General features: G+C 37.1%; 13 protein-coding genes. 3 read left to right on the forward strand and 10 right to left on the reverse strand.

Features of this window, described 5'->3' with window-relative positions:
• Window positions 1-97: 97 nt before the first annotated feature.
• The 3 genes from trhA to CNQ82_RS10330 form a co-directional block, all read right to left on the reverse strand.
• Complete coding sequence (trhA, locus tag CNQ82_RS10320; protein WP_123145183.1) at window positions 98-781, reverse strand: PAQR family membrane homeostasis protein TrhA; 684 nt, start codon at window positions 779-781, stop codon at window positions 98-100.
• Window positions 782-801: 20 nt separating this feature from the next.
• Window positions 802-1,995: a UTP--glucose-1-phosphate uridylyltransferase gene (locus CNQ82_RS10325; RefSeq protein WP_123145184.1), complete on the reverse strand. Its 1,194-nt coding sequence runs from the start codon at window positions 1,993-1,995 to the stop codon at window positions 802-804.
• 156 nt (window positions 1,996-2,151) lie between these two features.
• Window positions 2,152-2,667 carry a metal-dependent hydrolase gene (locus tag CNQ82_RS10330; protein ID WP_095104135.1) on the reverse strand — a complete coding sequence of 172 codons (516 nt, stop codon included), beginning with the start codon at window positions 2,665-2,667 and terminating at the stop codon, window positions 2,152-2,154.
• A gap of 188 nt (window positions 2,668-2,855) precedes the next feature.
• Here CNQ82_RS10330 and CNQ82_RS10335 point away from each other — a divergent pair, with 188 nt between their 5' ends.
• Window positions 2,856-3,113, forward strand: coding sequence for a SunI/YnzG family protein (locus CNQ82_RS10335; RefSeq protein WP_123145185.1), 258 nt, complete (start codon window positions 2,856-2,858; stop codon window positions 3,111-3,113).
• 144 nt (window positions 3,114-3,257) lie between these two features.
• Window positions 3,258-3,599, forward strand: coding sequence for a heme oxygenase (locus CNQ82_RS10340; RefSeq protein ID WP_123145186.1), 342 nt, complete (start codon window positions 3,258-3,260; stop codon window positions 3,597-3,599).
• 49 nt (window positions 3,600-3,648) lie between these two features.
• Here the strand turns inward: CNQ82_RS10340 and CNQ82_RS10345 are convergent, their stop codons facing one another.
• From CNQ82_RS10345 to CNQ82_RS10380, 7 genes are all read right to left on the reverse strand, one after another.
• Window positions 3,649-5,019 (reverse strand): YjiH family protein, encoded by a 1,371-nt coding sequence (locus CNQ82_RS10345; RefSeq protein WP_123145187.1) that lies wholly within the window; start codon window positions 5,017-5,019, stop codon window positions 3,649-3,651.
• Window positions 5,020-5,280: 261 nt separating this feature from the next.
• Window positions 5,281-6,243 (reverse strand): FecCD family ABC transporter permease, encoded by a 963-nt coding sequence (locus CNQ82_RS10355; protein ID WP_123145189.1) that lies wholly within the window; start codon window positions 6,241-6,243, stop codon window positions 5,281-5,283.
• Window positions 6,240-7,271: a FecCD family ABC transporter permease gene (locus CNQ82_RS10360; protein WP_123145190.1), complete on the reverse strand. Its 1,032-nt coding sequence runs from the start codon at window positions 7,269-7,271 to the stop codon at window positions 6,240-6,242. Before CNQ82_RS10360 ends, CNQ82_RS10355 begins: the two co-directional genes overlap by 4 nt.
• 14 nt (window positions 7,272-7,285) lie before the next feature.
• Window positions 7,286-8,287: an ABC transporter substrate-binding protein gene (locus CNQ82_RS10365; RefSeq protein ID WP_123145191.1), complete on the reverse strand. Its 1,002-nt coding sequence runs from the start codon at window positions 8,285-8,287 to the stop codon at window positions 7,286-7,288.
• Window positions 8,288-8,987: 700 nt separating this feature from the next.
• On the reverse strand, window positions 8,988-10,055 hold the full coding sequence (locus CNQ82_RS10370) for an alanine racemase (protein ID WP_123145192.1): 1,068 nt from the start codon (window positions 10,053-10,055) through the stop codon (window positions 8,988-8,990).
• 5 nt (window positions 10,056-10,060) lie between these two features.
• Window positions 10,061-11,818 (reverse strand): IucA/IucC family protein, encoded by a 1,758-nt coding sequence (locus CNQ82_RS10375; protein ID WP_123145193.1) that lies wholly within the window; start codon window positions 11,816-11,818, stop codon window positions 10,061-10,063.
• On the reverse strand, window positions 11,815-12,990 hold the full coding sequence (locus CNQ82_RS10380; RefSeq protein ID WP_123145194.1) for an MFS transporter: 1,176 nt from the start codon (window positions 12,988-12,990) through the stop codon (window positions 11,815-11,817). Before CNQ82_RS10380 ends, CNQ82_RS10375 begins: the two co-directional genes overlap by 4 nt.
• 106 nt (window positions 12,991-13,096) lie before the next feature.
• On the opposite strand from CNQ82_RS10380, the gene CNQ82_RS10385 reads away from it, so the two are divergent.
• Entirely contained in the window at window positions 13,097-15,064 is a 1,968-nt protein-coding gene (locus tag CNQ82_RS10385; RefSeq protein WP_123145195.1) for an IucA/IucC family protein, read from the forward strand.
• Window positions 15,065-15,073 lie beyond the last annotated feature (9 nt).

The raw sequence follows: 15,073 nt of genomic DNA on the forward strand, positions 1-15,073 counted from the left end.
TCTCTTTTCTTAGATTCTTACAATAAGAAAGAGGTTGGCAACTTTAAACAACCCTTTCTGATTGTCATTTAAAGATCCATCCTCTGTTTCTTTCTATCTACATATAATACAAAATACCGATGAAGTGGCATAATGAAGCAATTACAATAAAGATATGCCAAATCATATGAAAATAGGGCTTATTCTTCTGAGCATAAAACCATGCTCCGATTGTATATGCAATACCGCCAAGCAAAATAAATAACATAAATTGCCATGATGCTTCTTTCCATATAATCGGAATATAAATGATTCCAACCCACCCCATAATTAAATACATAAATAAACTTAATTTGGGATTCACTTTCTCAGCGATTGCTTTGTAGAGAATACCCCAGATTGTGATGCCCCATAATAGTATCATAATAATCCAGCCGAACCATCCTCCGACTAATACTAGCGACACTGGAGTATACGTACCAGCAATGGCGATATAAATCATACTGTGGTCTACAATCCTCATAATATATTTGTGTGAAGAATTATTTTGCATCACATGATAAATTGTGGAAGACAGCAGCATTAAAAATATACTGATTACATAAATTGAGACGCTGACTGACGTTAACGTACCACCCTGGTTATAACTATGTACGGCTGCATAAGGTAAGGCGATTAATGTTACTAAAGCAGCACCCCCATGTGATGCAGCATTTCCAATTTCTTCTCCGAATGATAACGGAATAATGTCCTTGAATCGGCTAATTGCGTTTTCTTTTCCTGTGTTTGAAGTCTGTTTCAATAATGACTCCACCTTTACGGTTAAATAAGATTTCTGCGTTTTAAATCATTAGTTGCAGTTTCCACGCTATCTTTTCCTTCGCGGTTTTTTAGCGGTGAAAATTCTTCATCTCGCGGTACTTGCAATGTGATAAAACTTGTTGCGTATTTAAAGATATCAAAATAAAATAATTCAAATTTCAAAGTAGGCTTTGTCACTATATCAAAATCTTCATCCAACTGTGCTAATTGCTTCACTGCTAAATGATAAGGCATTTCTCTATCAACAGCCGACTGTATAAAAGCAAGTTTAAAAGCATGAATACCGATATTAGCATTATGGAATGCATCCGCTTCTGCTTCATCCAACTCTGAATACTCAAGCACGGCATCCTTACAATTAATATTGACTAAACGCCCTACACTTTCTCCTGGCTTAGGTTCAATTGATTTAGAGCTGATATCACGATTATATTCTACTGTAAATCCAGCAAATACAGGATCCAGCACACGTGCTAACACATTATCGATATTATTCATAAATATAAATTTTATGCCATCTTCTTCCATCTTATCAAGGTAACCTTGCTCCTCAAGGGCTTTAAATACACCGCCGTTTCCGTTCGGCGTTTCCATAACTTCGCCATTTTCGCCTAATACAATACCGCCTTCTTCATTTAAAGCAACAATATTATGCTGTTTAAAGAAATGAATAGAATTTGCATCATAACCAAAATAGTTCTTTTCCTCAAAGAAATGGCGTGTTGCTTCATCATTGATATCACTTGTCATAATATACCAATCAATATTACGACCTGCTTCTTCTGCTAGATGAATCAACTGTTTGGCTTGTAATTCGAAAAGACTCGTCCCTTCGATTTCAAAAGAACCCTTTGGTCCATCATAGCCTAATCGAGTACCTTGTCCGCCCGCCATAAGCACAACGGCAAATTGTCCCTCTTTAATCGCATCGATTCCTGTATGATAAAATGCGTCCAACTCTTCCTTAGAATAGTCGTCCTTGACTTTATATTTAACTTCAGTTGCCTCTTTTGCTTCTTTACTTTTATTTTGCGACTTCTCAACATAAAGTGATTGATACATATCTTGAATAGCAGTTAAATCCAAAGATTCTAATTTAGAAGCAATATTTTCTTTTTCATTCGAACTCATTAATTTCTCATATTCTAATAAATGTTGTTGATTATTTTTCTCTAATTTGTTCTTATCCAACATGGTACCTTTTACCTCTCCTTAAGTTTCTCCGCGATTAGCGAGTGTTCAAAATATTAATATACTTCGATACTCTTAATACCCTAAGATTATATCATATATTAATCAGTTCGGCTTTATCCTAATCAATTCTATCTTATACCTTTTTAAGTTGTGCTATCAAAACGGCAAGGTTATAAATTGATTCAACCACTGATTAATAACTTCGCGAAATATAACATACGTACCACCGAAAGTAAATGCGGTTGCTAATGATAAATCTACCATTCCGCCTGTTTTAAATTGGATCGGGAGTTTAACAGATAACGGCAATGGATATAACAATTTAACGCCTCTAGGTGTCAACATATCCAAAATAATATGAGATGCCATTCCACCGATGAAAGCTGTGAAATACATTTCCGGTGTATGAATGCTTGTTAATAATAATGCCATCAATAATGTAAATAATAGAGAGTGTGTAAATGTTCTATGACCGAACAAAGTACGAACGATAAAGCTTAAAAATTTGAAGCGCCGCCCTATTTTGCTCTGTGTATGGCAAATATCCGGCAACATACTTCCGCCTACTGCTAAGACAACAGTTGTAATAGAATTGAACAAATCCGGATGATAATAATTAACTGCGAGTGTTCCTATTAAAAACCCGCATGATATGTGCGTTTTTCCTGTCATCTCTAATCTCCCTTCTGATTTTATTATTTTACCACAATTCATCTTTAAAATCGAACATATTTTCGGTTCATATGTTCGCCTTTTTCAATTAGTATGTCACATTCTAAAAAGTATCTCATAATCGTTGAAAACGTTTTCTAAATAGTGTATGATGTATTTACAATATTTTAAAAGGATGTGTTCTTGTAATGGCAATGACAGTAAAAAAGGATAATAATGAAGTAAGAATCCAATGGAGAGTCGCTAACATTAAAATTCCTACAGACAGCATCAAAAGCATAAGAGAAGATCAAGACTTGCACGCAGTACCTGAAGAAGGTAAAGAAGTATCACGAATCGGTACTACTTTTGGTAAAACAAACCGTGTTATTATCGATACTGATGATCACGAATACATCATTTATACATTTAACGACAAAAAAGTTTATAACGAATTAACAAAATAAATAAAAATGATAAAAGCGGTCGCGCACTCTACTAGAAGTGTTCGACCGCTTCTTTATTCTTCTTTGTTTTTATCTATTAACTTCTATAAAATTGAGAAACAGGGTCAATAACTTATAATTAAAATCATAAAGGAGCGATGCACGATGTATATCGTTACAAATAGAATTGAAGTCAAAAAAGGATTTGCTGAAAAAATGGCACCACGCTTCACTTCAAATCCTCAATTAGAAGAAATGCCAGGGTTTAATCGCGTAGAAGTATCTTTAATCGAAGATGACAATAAAGATACTGAAGAAATGTATGTAACGACTTGGTGGGATTCCGAAAAAGACTTTGAAAACTGGAAAAATAGTGATGCATTTAAACAAGCACATCAACGCTCTGATAAAAACGCATCACAATCAGACGAAAAGAAAGAATCGCCTATCATTGGCAGTAATCTTGTAAAATCTCATGTCCTTACTGCACTTGGTAAATTAGAATAGTACACAAAGAGGGGGTTGCGACAAATTAATGTCACAGCCCCCTTTTCTATTAGAAATATAAATGCGCCATCAACGCTATAATAGGCAACACAATGATAGTTCTGAGTAAGAAAATGACAAACAATTTGCCGATACTGACTGGAATCTTAGATCCTAAGATAACGCCTCCGACTTCAGATAAGTAAATCAATTGAGAGATACTCAAAGCCCCTACAACAAATAACGTGACTTGGCTTTTTACGCCATCAATTAAGATAGAAGGTAAGAACATATCTGCAAATCCTACGAGCATCGTTTCAGACGCACGCCCTGCTTCTGGAATTTGTAATAGCTCTAATAATGGAACAAATGGTTTACCGATAATTTCAAAGAATGGCGTATATGTCGCAATAATTGTTGCCAGCGTACCGATTGTCATGACAACTGGTAAAATTGCGAACCACATATCCACTACAGTTCCTAATCCTGATTTGAAGAAATCAACAAAGCCAGGTGCTTTAATTCCTTTTTCAGTAGCTAAATTAAAACCATGTCTTACAGCTGAAACGCCTTCAGGTTTAGATTCGTCTTTACTGTATTCACTGTTTTCAACTGCATATTCATCAGGCACATTGCGTAACGGCCAAATTCTCGGCATAATGACTGCTGCCACTAAACAGGAAACTATGACAGTTAAGTAAAAATAAAAGAAATGATTCTGCATGCCGACTGTTTCAGCTACTACAATCGCAAAGGTTAACGATACTACACTGAAAGTAGTCGCAATCACCGTCGCTTCTCTTCTGGAGTAAAAACCTTGTTCATATTGACGGCTGGTAATGATTACACCCACTGTGCCGTCTCCGATAAATGATGCCAAGTTATCGACAGTAGAACGGCCAGGTAATGTAAATAACGGTCTCATTACTGGTCGGAATATCGGTCCAAGCATTTCTAATAAACCGAATTCTAGCAGAAGCGGTAAAAATAAAGCTGCGAAGAAAAATACCGATAGTAAGGTTGGTAATAAATCTGAGAAAATTAAATTGCCTGTATCATCTGAGTAAACGATTTTTGTGCCGAAGTGCAAGAAAGTCATCCATGCAAACACTACAGCTAACAATCTGACAATCAACCAGATCGGTGTCACATTAAATACCGTGTTCATTAAACCTTGAGGATTAATTCGATTTCTAAGAATAGTAGAACATAATAAAGTAAGAATTCCTGAAAGTGTAATAACAATCAGTAAGATATAAGGCATCGACCCTCCTAATAAATCTTTCAGCCAATGCGCTAAAAATGCTACGGTTAAAGTAGTTTGTTTCTTGCCATCTTCTGTCACTGGTATGGGAATTAAGAAAAGCATAATCCCGATTAATGACATGATAATAAATTTTAAACGTCCTTTTATCATTTGCGATTTTGTATATTTTTCCATAATCTTCTCCCTCTCGTTAAAACAATTATAAGCATAATCATGAGACTTAGCAATAGAAAATTAAATATTAATACAAAATAATGTATAAAATCTACAAATATAATTAGCTTCTCTCTTAAAAAGAAAGGCGCTATACATTGCCTTTCTCCTCTCAAAAGTTTTTCTTTTTCCAAAATAGAAGTATGTATTTTGCATAAACTTAATGGTTTTTCCATAAAAAAAGAACCGCTTCTCTTCCATGAGAAACGGCTCTGACTTTCACTACATTTTTCTTAATACATAGATGAAGTATGGTGCACCGACAATCGCAATAATAACGCCGACAGGAATATCTAGTGGCGGATGAATGCCGCGTGCTAAGGTGTCGCTGACAATAATCAAGATAGCTCCGATTAAACCAGACATCGTAATGATATGAATATGTTTATGACCGACAATGGTTCTAGCAATATGCGGTGCAATCAAGCCGAGGAAACTCAATCCGCCTACTACTGCGATTGAAGATCCTGCGAGCATTACTGCTAAAATAAGCATCACCATTTTTACGGTACGTACTCGAGTACCAAGCGCAGTTGCTACTTGATCACCGAGATGTATGATGTCTAGGCGTTGTGCTAAGAATAATATCAACAGCACTGTAACAATGAACCACGGCAAGATTGATAATACATGATCCATATTACGACCGAATAGGCTCCCAGTCAGCCATACCAGCGCTAAATTCGCTTCAAGCGGGAAACGAATTAATAAGTATTGAACCACTGCCATACAAATCGCACCAATGGCTAAACCGATTAAAGCCAGGCTAGACCCTTGTACATCTTTACGTGCAATTAAGTAAGACAAGATTAAACTGACTACTAATGCACCAATGAAAGATGCTACAGGCAACGCATAGATAGGCGCTTTCGGGAATAAAATCAAGACTGATACCGCTGCTAAACTTGCACCTTTCGTAATCCCGATAACGTCAGGAGAAGCTAATGGGTTACGTACGACGCCTTGAATAACAGCACCTGAAATCGCAATACTGCTTCCGACAAGCAATCCTACTAGCATACGTGGTTCTCTATATTCATTGATAATGAAGTCATCTTGCATAATTAATCCCTTAACAGCTTCAAGTGGATTGACGAAGACCGCACCGACTGAGAGAGAGAATAAAGAAACTAATATTAATATCACAATGACAATCAGATATTTTCTTCCTAAATGTTTTGTCATATGCGTTTCACTCCTCTCAATGTCAATGATAAGAAGTAAATTGCACCTACGAATGAAGTCACAATACCTACTGGTGTTTCATAAGGGTAAGCAATCAATCTGCTGATGACATCAGAAAGTAATAGAATGGCTGCACCGAATATCATAGTGAGTGGAATAATAACCAAATAGTTATGTTGCGTATAATGCTTCACGATATGCGGAACGATTAAGCCGATAAATCCGATTGGCCCAGCAATCGAAACAGAAGCACCTGCAAGTACGACTACTAAGATACCTAGAATCAGACGTGTCAATTTAATATTTTGGCCAAGTCCTCTGGCAAGCTCGTCTCCTAATTCTAAAATAGAGATACTGCGCCCCATAAAGATTGCAGCAATAAATGCCGCTATTAACCATGGCAAGATTGATATCACATCAGCCCATTTTAAGGTAGAGAGTGAACCTACTAGCCAAAAGTAAACAGTTGTTGTGGAGTCCTCATTCAGTAAAATCAGCCCCTGCGTCAAACTTGTGAAGAAGAGATGCACCGTCATCCCTGCTAAAGCTAATTTGACCGGTGTCATACCTTTTGTTGAATCAGATAACATGTAGACGATACTACCACCAATAAATGCACCAATAAAAGCGAGTAAAGTAGATAAAGGCGTTAACGCGGGAAACATAACAGTAATGACCACAATCACGAAGGAAGCCCCTGCATTGACACCAAAGATTTGAGGTGATGCCAATGGGTTGCGCGTCATAGCTTGCATAAACAGTCCAGCAACAGCGAGTGCTGCACCAATAAGCAAACCGCCTATCATTCTCGGCATACGTATATTATGTATCACTAACGTGTTTTTTGTATCGTGGTGCCATATTAAATAATCTGCAACGTCTTTCAACTTCATATTTGTAGTACCGACAGTCAAATTGAAATACATCACAATAAAAAGAAAACACACACTCCCTATAAAAAGGAGCGTGGTGCGTTTTCTTTGTTTCTTTTCAATTAGGCTGTGGTTAGATTGTGTACTCATAACCATTCACCTTCTCCGTCTTACTTATTACCTTGATCGTCTTTGTGTTCTTTAGAGATTTCTACTAATTCTTTAGCAAGTGCTTCAGAAGAAATCAAACCACGTGATCTTGACCAAGTACTGCGATCTGCAGTGTACACACGATTATGTTTAACCGCATCGATTGTTTTCCAAACTTTATCATTTTCTTGTTTATCTAATAAAGGTTTGTCTTTTTCATCAATCATAATAAACATTTGTTGCGGATTTACTTTCGCTAATTGTTCAGTTGACATTTTTAAGTAAGGACCATTCATGTATTTAGGTAAATCTTTAGAAGTACCTTTGTTCAATGCTTCTTTGAATCCTAAATCATGGAAGATTTGACCTACATATGATTTATCAGAGTGTGCCATAATGTCAGATTTAGTAATTACGGCTGGTAAAGCTGATAATTTTTTATCTAAAGTAATTTCTTTGCTGTATTTATCCATTTTTTCGTTATGTTCTTTTAAGCGTTTGTCGCCTTCTTTTTCTTTACCTAATGCTTTAGCAATTGTTTTGAAAGCTTCGATGTTTTGTTTATAGTCACCGTCAAAGCTTGGTAAGAAAATAGTCGGTGCGATTTTGTTTAATTCTTTTTTAATTCCTTTATGGCGTTGTTGGTCAGCAAGAATTAAATCTGGTTTTTCTTTACTGATTACTTCTAAGTTCGGTTGTTTACGAGTACCCACTGATTCGTATTTACCGATTTTTTCACGGATTGGTTTGATGATACGATCTGGTTTGTTATCATCTGCAACACCAACTGGCGTAATACCTAATGCAGCTAATGCATCTACGAAAGAATATTCTAAAGCTACGACACGTTTAGCGCCCTTTTTAACTTTAGTTTCTCCACCGTCATTTTTGATTGTGATTGTATCTTTAGAATCTTTTTTGCTTGATTCTTTAGATTTGTCACTATTACCGTTGCCGCAAGCCGTTACAACAGTTAAAGCTAAAACTAATACTAGAATACCGAGAAACTTCAACTTCTTCATGTTTCTGATTCCACTCCTTCTTATATATTGATGCTTTTGTAAAGTGGCGAATGAAATAATACTCTAGCTGACTTGATTGGTTCAGTTTCAAGCCATAATATGTAAGCGCAGAAAGAATTGATAGAATGTAATATTTCATTGCCGCTTCATCTTTCATCTTTACTTATAATACTATTGATAACGATTCTCATTGTCAACAATATTTTCCACTTTCTTGAAAAAAACTGAGAGAATTGCATGATTGCGTTTTCTTTTGAAAAAGAGGAGCTTGGGATGTGAGGGATAGCGGGAGGTATGTGGGAGTTGTGGGAGTTGCGAGTTTGGAGTGAATGGCTGTGTGGGGATTATGCGAGTTTATTGGACATGTTGCTCTCATTCTTGGCCGATATACCCGTTTATTGGACACGTTTGCCTTATTCTTGGCCAATATATGCGTTTATTGGACACGTTGACTCGATTCTTGGCCAATATATCTGTTTATTGGACACGTTTGCCTTATTCTTGACCAATATATCTGTTTATTGGACACGTTCGCCGCCATCTTGGCCAAATATATCTATTTAACAAGCGTGTAAGGTTAGAAAATGTTAGATTCTAGACACTACCTCACCAGAATTGTCTAGAAAACACACTAAAGGACCGGAACAAATTAATGTTCCGGCCCCTCCTCTATAAACCATACATCTCGCCGTGCAGCCCGCTATTTAATTTTTACTTTTTCATCTGCAGTTTGAAATGTGTCAACTAGGATTTGTATGCCTGGTTCTCTCACATAGTCATGCGGCAGTGTTTGTTGGTACATGCTTTGCGCTAATGCCTGATATCCTAATTTAAAAGTCATGGTATCACCAACTTTATGATAATCAGAATTCTTCAAATCTACCATTAAGTGGTCACTCGTAGCGCCCATAATTCTTACATCGTCAAAAAGCGGAAATATGTCTTTAACTGCAGTATCAATTTGTCCAACATCCAATATTGCTTGTAGATACGATGCATCTTGCGCTGTATCAATGCGAGGTTTGATCTCTATAATTTCTGCTTTTAAAGTGATAGCATTTTGGAATAAATAATGGATTGGTTGTTGATCAACGGTGTTTGTTCCTCTGAACAAGGACTCTCCGATGCGCAAATCATTAATACGGCCAAAAGTACAGAAATCTAAGAGTGGTAAGGCACTAGAGTTGCCGCCTGAAATCATCTTCAACGGATAACCTGTTTTCTTTTCCACAGATTGAATAAATTGATTAATTAGCAGTATGTCCTCTTCTGTAGGCGGAATGTCTTGGAAACACATAAAGTTGAATGCTAATCCAGCTAGACAGATATGTTTCATGTGCAGAATTTCGTTAATATATTCCACTATATCGTAAGTCAAGACGCCTTCTCTGCTATCTTTCCAATCCACCATCAATAATATTTTATGTTTGCGGCCAAGAGAGGCTGCCACTTGATTCAATTCATGAATCGTTTCTAAATCTGTTTGAATACTGATGCTCGTCTTCAATACGGTATCTTTCAACTCGCGGCGATTCGGCGTACGTATCATCATGTAAGACAAATCGTCATCGTGCAATTTATCAATATTAGCAAAGCGCGCATCACCTACATGATGGATACCTAATTCTTTCAACGCTTCGACGATAGGACGATCTCCGGCAATACATTTTATCACTGGAGTGATATCTAAACCGCGTTGTTCTAATTTATATTTCAACATTAAAGCATTGTATTGAATCTTAGCTAAATCTATTTCTAAGTATGCCATCTTGGTCACTCTCCTTCCCATAACGGGTTGGCAACTTCAGTGTTTACATATTTTTTAACTTTGCCTTCCATACGCATACGCATCAGTGATTTGACTTTCATCGTTTTTGCAAATAATACTTTTTTCAAAATATCAGCGTGTGGTTTATTCGGATCGATTGCATTCAGTGTAATATGGCGGATAATCTCAAATATTTCATCTTCCTCGATACAATCGTATTGTTGAAAATGATACGTTAATTCTCCCATCTGATTCTGAATGACTGCATGTTGGAATTTGGCTATGACATCTTCAATTTTATCAGCAATCAGACTTTGATTTTCTACCTCTACATTAGGCAGTTTTTCTTGTAAAGATGGCAAATCAATGCGTGAGCCACCTAAATCGCGTACTGCGAAAGCCATTCTATAATCTTTACCAAGTTTCACAATGGTGTTTTGCATGTGCGCTTCTAACGCAATACCGTAATCTTGAATGTAAGCAATTAAAGGTGGAATTAATGTATGTGCATAAACAGTTATAAATTGCTTAATTGTATTTTTAGAAATTTCGTTGTCTACCCATTCTAAATAACTATCTACAATGGTATGGTCATCAATCGGATTAGGATTGACCAGACTCGCAGTGACAACTGTCACGCCTTCTCCATCTATAAAAGGCTTTTCTCTTACGATGTAAGCCAATTGTCTTGCTTTATCCGCTTCTACATCAGCATGCAATCCATATGGCTCTTTAGCGATTTTCAATTGTGGATAAAGATGCAGCATATCTTGCAGTTCATAACTCAATTTCGGACCGTCTTTGGTGGTTACCGATGAAACTGTGCGAACTGCACTTGTTGCTTGTACTTCAACAGGCAACTTGATGTGAAACGGGCGATTGAGCAAAGCCATCGTTCTAAATGATAAAGTCGCTTTAGAGGGTAACGTGATCGGCGTCGGAATCAGCCGTCTCTCTTGTATCCAGTCTTTGAAGCGGTCAATAATCACATGTTCATATTGCCATGGATGGACAATGACGACATCATAATCTTCTAATTTTAAATTTAATGCTTTGACGAAATGTTTTAAACGCTGCTTTTCATCTCTCAATACTTCATTCAACATAAAGTCAGGATCGAGAGAAGCGGATGTCGCAATTGCATCCTCTTTTCGAATTAACATGACTTTCAAAGGAATTACCTTTTCAAACTCAGGCGCATAACGTTCCACTTCTTCATTCGACAGGGGCAGCTTCGTCTTGGACAACGGATGTGTCGGATGTCCTTCTACTGCCAAGCTTTCTGAATAGAGCAAGTCGTTCATTTCATCTAATGCACTCATGTGCTGCATCCAAGCAAAATAGTTCAAACTTACTGGCATTCTGGAAAACTTCATGCTGTCATGAATTAATTTGCGGCGCTGACCCATCTGAGCATACGTAAGATCGAACCCTCTTCGGCTGTGAATCAGTTCTTGCTCAAGACGTTCTGGAATTGTAACCTCAAATTCTTCCTCCAGAATCTTCAGTAATTGTTCTAAGGTCTGAACGATGACTTCCTGATTTCTAATTTGGAATGCTAACGGGCCGTTCATCGTATAGCGTTTGAAGGCGGCTTCACCTGTTACCTGCACTGACAGAATACGTCCTTTAAATTGAACGTCTAAATGGCCGTCATAGTGATCGATTCTTGTACCTTCCGGAAAAATATTTTCTTTAATCATCGCATTCAATACACGGTGCTGCATATTGATGTCTGCACGTTGAATGGTTGTTTGTATCATACTACACTTCCTCTATTCTTCATTTCTTTGATACCAAAAAAGATGACGGCAACTATAATTGTACTGACACCCATGGCTATAAATGTCGGGATAATACCGATCCACTCTGTTAAAGCACTCATGATCACTGAACCTAGCGGAATCATACCGCGGTCCATCATGACGATACTGAGTATGCGTCCTCTACGTTCATCCTCTATGTGAGTTTGAAAATAGACTCTGTTGGTGGTACGTGCACATTGGCTGAATAACCCAATGAGAAAAATAAATCCAAAGAGTAATATCGAATTCGGCATAATCACTGCAATTAATGCTACCCCGAATAATATTGAGCTTAAGTAATAAACATTAATAGAATAGAAAAACTTCAATATTTTGGGTAATAATAAGGTAGCAGTGATACCGCCGATTGCACTAAATGTCATGGCAATCCCAAAGACAGATGCTTGACCAGGAAAGTTCAAACTGGTTAGCACAGGCAAGAGCGTGGTATATGAGAAACCAGTCGCCATAATAATGAGTGAAGTTATAAATATATTAAACCCTTGTACATGGGTTTTAAAATAATCCGCTACAATACCAAATGAAAATTTAGTGTCAGCTTCTTTGCCTGTTGATGCTACTTTAAAATGCAGTGGCAAGCACAGAAGCGTTGCCAAACAATATGTAATTGTTTGTGCCAAGAAGGCGAACTTCACATTCAGTGCGGCTATAATCGCACCTGCAATAGCCGGTCCGATTGAGCGGCAGATATTAATAATAAATGAATGATAGGAAACTGCCTTGACTGTACTGAGCGATTCAGACAAATCCGGTAAAATCGCTTGTCTGATTGGCGTCTCAACAGCATTGAGTATGCCTCTCCCGCAGGCATAAATCAATATTATATATATAGGCAATTGCCCCATTTTGAAGCTGAGAAAACATAAAATTGCAGTTAATACTGTCGAAGAGGTAATCGTAATACGAATTAACACACCTCTGTCATATTTATCTGCTATCGACCCAGCCCAAATACTTAAAAATAGTATGGGAATGAGTCGAACAAAATTAACCAGTCCTAAGTAAAATGCATTATGATATAACTCATATACATACCAATTTAATGCGATTTGGCCAATCCAATTCCCCAAAAACAGAAGGAATGAACTTGGAAAAAAATACTTTGCCATTGATAATTCCACCTGTCTTTTTAATTGATAATGATTATCATTACCGATATGATGGATTATACAAATCTTTGGTAGTTTTGTAAAATATTTATTGAAGAGGTGTACTATGAACAACAATTTAGAATCACAAAATATAAAAGCTTTATCCCTTACAAAAGAAGAACAATCAGCTTATGATTATCTGGCAGAAAGTCATCCTAAATGGGCTGAAGCCTTCCAAACAGTCTTAATGCAGGCAAGAGATTTAATATCAAAGCGTTTGATTGTTTCAATCTATCGAGAAAATATGGTGGGACAAGGTCAAAATAGCGAGATTATTTCTGCTGAGCAATTACCGTTCGCTTTAACTGCTCCCACAGGAAAAATTATGAAAATGATCTGGCCTCGTTCCGGTAAAATATTGTATGCACCTATTAGCGGGTTCCATGCATTTGATCGCATAGACATGGAGGCTCCGTTTTATTTTTCTGAACTAGAGACTGAAAAGGTACAACGTCTTCAGCATCCGGAAGAAGTGCTTGAAGTTATTCTTAATGAGGCTCCAGAATATAAAGGCGCTGCCAGCAATCAATTCAGCGACGACTTGATGAATAGTGCAGCCAATATGGCAATGGCCTTGAGCTATCAACATTTAGCCTTGCAAGATGAAGACCGCCCTATGTTGGAAATTATTGCCAATCATATTGATAGTTATTTGCGTTCAGAACAAGCAGTTGTTGAAGGCCATCCGCTTCATCCTGGCGCTAAACTGCGTAAAGGTCTATCACCAGAAATGAATTATCAATATTCATCTGAATTTCATCAACCGCAGCACTTAAATTTTATTGCGGTTCACAAAGATTTGACACGCACACAATCACTTGGATATACATATAATGAACTGATTTTCCAAGCGTTTCCAGGCTTAGAAAAAGCCTTTAAGCAATCATTAACTCATGACCAGCAAGATGATTATCGAGTAATGATTCTGCATCCATGGCAATATTCAGAAATTCTGCATCGTGACTATCAAGATGAAATTGCACGTGGCTTAATAGTGGATATGACTTATGATACAACCTATTATGCCGGTCTTTCATTTAGAACTTTGATGCCGAAGCTGCCTATTATCACGCCCCATGTTAAGTTATCTACTAATGTACATATTACTGGGGAAATACGTACTTTATCAGAGCAGACTACTTTCAATGGGCCATTAGTAACTGAAATATTAGAAGACATTATGCAAAAGGATATGTTGTTTAGTGATATTAACTCTAGTCCGATTCCAGAAACAGCAGGCATTCACTTTTACAATACCGATGATAAAGGAGATCATCAAACGAGACGCAGTGAGCAACTTGGAAGCTTATTGCGTACAAACATCTATCAATTAGCAGACAAAGAAACGATTAATCTAATTCCTTCTAGTTTGGTGGCTTACAATCCGAATCAAGGAGAAGCAGTGGTCAATTCATTAATTCACCGTGCTCAATTTGCAGGACAACATGCTGATTTCGAAAAAGCTGCTCATGCTTGGCTTTCTGAATATGCTCAAGCTTTATTAGATATGGTAATTCCGTTGCTCGTGAAATACGGAATTGCTTTAGAAGCACATTTACAAAATGCGATTGCCTCTTTCAATCTAGACGGCACATTGAATCATATGTATATTCGAGATTTCGAAGGGCTGCGCATTGATGAAGCACAATTGAATCGCAGCGGTTATTCAACTGAGCATTTTCATGAAAAATCACGTATCCTAACTCATAAACCAGCTTCTGTTTTTAACAAAGCTTTCTATTCTACTGTGCAAAATCATTTAGGCGAGATTATCTTGACCATCGCTCAACATACAGAGGATAGTGTGCAATTTGAAAATGCTTTATGGGATGCAATTCGCACAATCATTCAAGAGAAGTTTAAAATAATGCGTGCATCTGGAGAAATTGAAGAACAACGTTTGAAGGAAATAGAAGACATCTTCTTCGATCAGAAAATCGATTATAAATGCGTCACTACAATGCGTTTAGAGGACGAAGCACATGAGTACACATATGTGAAAGTCGACAATCCTTTACACACTGAAAAGTAATACCTTGAA

Origin of the sequence: Staphylococcus debuckii, assembly GCF_003718735.1 — a bacterium.
GTDB lineage: Bacteria > Bacillota > Bacilli > Staphylococcales > Staphylococcaceae > Staphylococcus > Staphylococcus debuckii.

What these genes read in the sequence shown, in the direction of transcription:
- CNQ82_RS10340 (WP_123145186.1), top strand. Translation starts at nt 3,258, where the DNA reads ATGTATATCGTTACAAATAGAATTGAAGTCAAAAAAGGATTTGCTGAA.
- CNQ82_RS10370 (WP_123145192.1), bottom strand. Translation starts at nt 10,055, where the DNA reads ATGGCATACTTAGAAATAGATTTAGCTAAGATTCAATACAATGCTTTA.
- CNQ82_RS10365 (WP_123145191.1), bottom strand. Translation starts at nt 8,287, where the DNA reads ATGAAGAAGTTGAAGTTTCTCGGTATTCTAGTATTAGTTTTAGCTTTA.
- CNQ82_RS10375 (WP_123145193.1), bottom strand. Translation starts at nt 11,818, where the DNA reads ATGATACAAACAACCATTCAACGTGCAGACATCAATATGCAGCACCGT.
- CNQ82_RS10385 (WP_123145195.1), top strand. Translation starts at nt 13,097, where the DNA reads ATGAACAACAATTTAGAATCACAAAATATAAAAGCTTTATCCCTTACA.
- CNQ82_RS10325 (WP_123145184.1), bottom strand. Translation starts at nt 1,995, where the DNA reads ATGTTGGATAAGAACAAATTAGAGAAAAATAATCAACAACATTTATTA.
- CNQ82_RS10345 (WP_123145187.1), bottom strand. Translation starts at nt 5,019, where the DNA reads ATGGAAAAATATACAAAATCGCAAATGATAAAAGGACGTTTAAAATTT.
- CNQ82_RS10360 (WP_123145190.1), bottom strand. Translation starts at nt 7,271, where the DNA reads ATGGTTATGAGTACACAATCTAACCACAGCCTAATTGAAAAGAAACAA.
- CNQ82_RS10335 (WP_123145185.1), top strand. Translation starts at nt 2,856, where the DNA reads ATGGCAATGACAGTAAAAAAGGATAATAATGAAGTAAGAATCCAATGG.
- CNQ82_RS10355 (WP_123145189.1), bottom strand. Translation starts at nt 6,243, where the DNA reads ATGACAAAACATTTAGGAAGAAAATATCTGATTGTCATTGTGATATTA.
- CNQ82_RS10380 (WP_123145194.1), bottom strand. Translation starts at nt 12,990, where the DNA reads ATGGCAAAGTATTTTTTTCCAAGTTCATTCCTTCTGTTTTTGGGGAAT.
- CNQ82_RS10330 (WP_095104135.1), bottom strand. Translation starts at nt 2,667, where the DNA reads ATGACAGGAAAAACGCACATATCATGCGGGTTTTTAATAGGAACACTC.